Origin of the sequence: Streptomyces sp. 13-12-16 (assembly GCF_002114215.1) — a bacterium.
Taxonomy (GTDB): Bacteria; Actinomycetota; Actinomycetes; order Streptomycetales; family Streptomycetaceae; genus Streptomyces.
In genome coordinates this window covers 1-2,341 of record NZ_NCTE01001095.1, presented here as the reverse complement: position 1 = coordinate 2,341, position 2,341 = coordinate 1, and the positions used below count along the sequence as shown (strand labels likewise).

At 75.0% G+C, this 2,341-nt stretch carries 2 protein-coding genes; one reads left to right on the top strand and one right to left on the bottom strand.

Annotated features, from left to right (window positions below; translation table 11 throughout):
* On the bottom strand, positions 1-934 hold a 934-nt coding region (locus tag B7767_RS35800), incomplete at its 3' end, for an AAA family ATPase (protein WP_179167437.1).
* Positions 935-1,222: 288 nt separating this feature from the next.
* On the opposite strand from B7767_RS35800, the gene B7767_RS35795 reads away from it, so the two are divergent.
* Positions 1,223-2,341 (top strand): AAA family ATPase (locus tag B7767_RS35795; protein ID WP_179167436.1); only part of this gene is annotated, 1,119 nt, incomplete at its 3' end.

Here is a 2,341-nt window from a genome sequence, read left to right as displayed (position 1 = left end):
CGGCGAGCAGCCCCGCCGCCACCGCCGGGCCGTCCGCGTCCGGGCCGACACCCAGCCGCTCGGCGGCCCGCCGGAGCAGCGTCACGTCACCGATCGGCTCGGCGGCGGCGATCAGCAGCAGCCGGCGTGTGTCCTCGGGCAACGACCGCACCCGCGCGAGGTAGTTCCGCTCGATCCGGCCGGTCACCGGTCCGGGACCCGGCCGGCCCGGACCGTCGGCCGGGTCCGCGTCGAGCCGGCCGTGGGGGAGTTCCAGCAGCGCGAGGGGGTTGCCGCGGGCCTCGGCGAGGACGCGGTCGCGGATCCGCTCGTCCATCGAACCGTCGGCCGCCGTGCTCAGCAGCGCCCGGGCGTCGGTGGTGTCGAGGCCGTCGACCGTCAGCTCGGGCAGACCGGAGAACTCGTCGCGTCCCCGCTGCTCGCGGGAGGCGAAGACCAGCGCCAGGGATTCGGCGAGCATCCGCCGCGCCACGAACGCCAGGGTCTGCGCGGAGACCCGGTCGAGCCACTGCGCGTCGTCCACCAGGACGAACAGCGGCCGCTCGGCGGCCACGTCGGTCAGCAGCCCGAGTACGGCCAGACCGACCAGGAACCGGTCCGGCGCCGGACCCGCGCTCATCCCGAACGCCGTGGCCAGCGCGTCCCTCTGCGGCGGCGGAAGGGAGCCGGCGCGGTCGAGGAACGGGGCGCACAGCTGGTGCAGACCCGCGAACGGAAGCTCCATCTCCGACTCGGCACCCGCCCCACGGGCGACGCGGTACTCCGCGACGCGCGCTGCCAGGTGGTCCAGCAGAGCGGACTTCCCGATCCCGGCGTCACCCCGCAGGACCAGTACGGCGCTGCGCCCGGCCGTCACCTCCGCGACCAGTCCTTCGAGTGCGTCACGCTCACGGCGCCGGCCGAGGAGCGGACCCGGCCCGCCCCCGCTGCTCACCCTGACCCCCGCACGCGGCGAGCATAGCAACCGCGTACGGGGCGCCGACGCCGTCTGTTCCGGCGCGTACGGCACCGCCGCGCGCCCGCCCGGGTCCTCCGGTGCCACCGCCGGGCACGACCGGACAACGGCCCCGTCTGTGACAACTTCCGAGGAGAATCCGGCGTGGACTCCGTCACGCGGATCGGACCCACGGTGTGGGCCCGGCCCGGGTAAGGTTGACGACATCGTTCCGACAACGTTGTGGGGGCCCGACATCCCCGGATCTTCCCCAAGGAGCTGTGTCGCATGATCGCCGGTCCGCTTCCCGACCTGGTCGGTCGGCAGCACGAGTGCGGGGCGCTCGACGACCTGCTGACCGGTCTGGGCGAAGGCGGGTCCCGTGTCCTGGTGGTCCGCGGCGAGGCCGGCATCGGCAAGTCGGTGCTCCTGGAGTACGTGGCCGCGCGGGCGTCCCGGGTGAAGGTGACCTGGGCGCACGGCATCGAGGCCGACATGGAGCTGCCCTACGCGAGCCTGCACCAGCTGTGCACGCCGTTCCTGGACCAGCTCGACGAACTGCCCGGACCCCAACGCGACGCCCTGCGCGTGGCGTTCGGGACGGCGGCCGGGGACCCGCCCGACCGCTTCCTGGTCGGCCTCGCCGTGCTCACCCTGCTCACCCGCGCCTCGGAGACCCGGCCGGTGCTGGTCCTGGTGGACGACGCGCAGTGGCTGGACCAAGTGTCCCTGCAGACACTGGAGTTCGTGGCCCGCCGACTGCTCGCCGAGGCGGTCGCCATGGTGTTCGCGGTCCGTGACCCCGAGGGACGGACCGCGCTGGGCGGCCTGCCGGCGCTGCGGCTCGACGGTCTGGACACCGCCGCCGCCGGCGAACTCCTCGAAGCCACCGTCGGGGGACGGCTGGAGAAGCGGGTCCGGGACCGGTTCGTGGCCGAGATGCACGGCAACCCGCTCGCCCTGCTCGAGTTCTCCCGCGGCCGCAGCGCCGCCGAACTGGCCTACGGTCTCGACTCGTCGGGTTTCCCCAGCGGCCAGGGACCGGTGGCCGGCCGTGTCGAACGGGACTTCGCCGGCCGTCTCGGCGCGCTGCCGGCGGACACCCGGACCCTGCTGCTGATCGCGGCGGCGGAACCGGTCGGCGACGCCCGCCTGCTGGTCCACGCGGCCACCGCGCTCAAGATCGCCATCCACGCCGCACCGGCCAAGGCGGCCGGCCTGATCGAGTTCGGGGAGTCCGTCCGCTTCCGGCACCCGCTGGTCCGTTCCGCCGTCTACCACGGAGCCGGGCCCGAGGAGCGCCGGGCGGTGCACCGGGCGCTCGCCGAGGCGACGGATCCGGTCGCGGACCCCGACCGGCGCGCCTGGCACGCCGCGCAGGCCGCCGAGGGCCCGGACGAGGAGGTC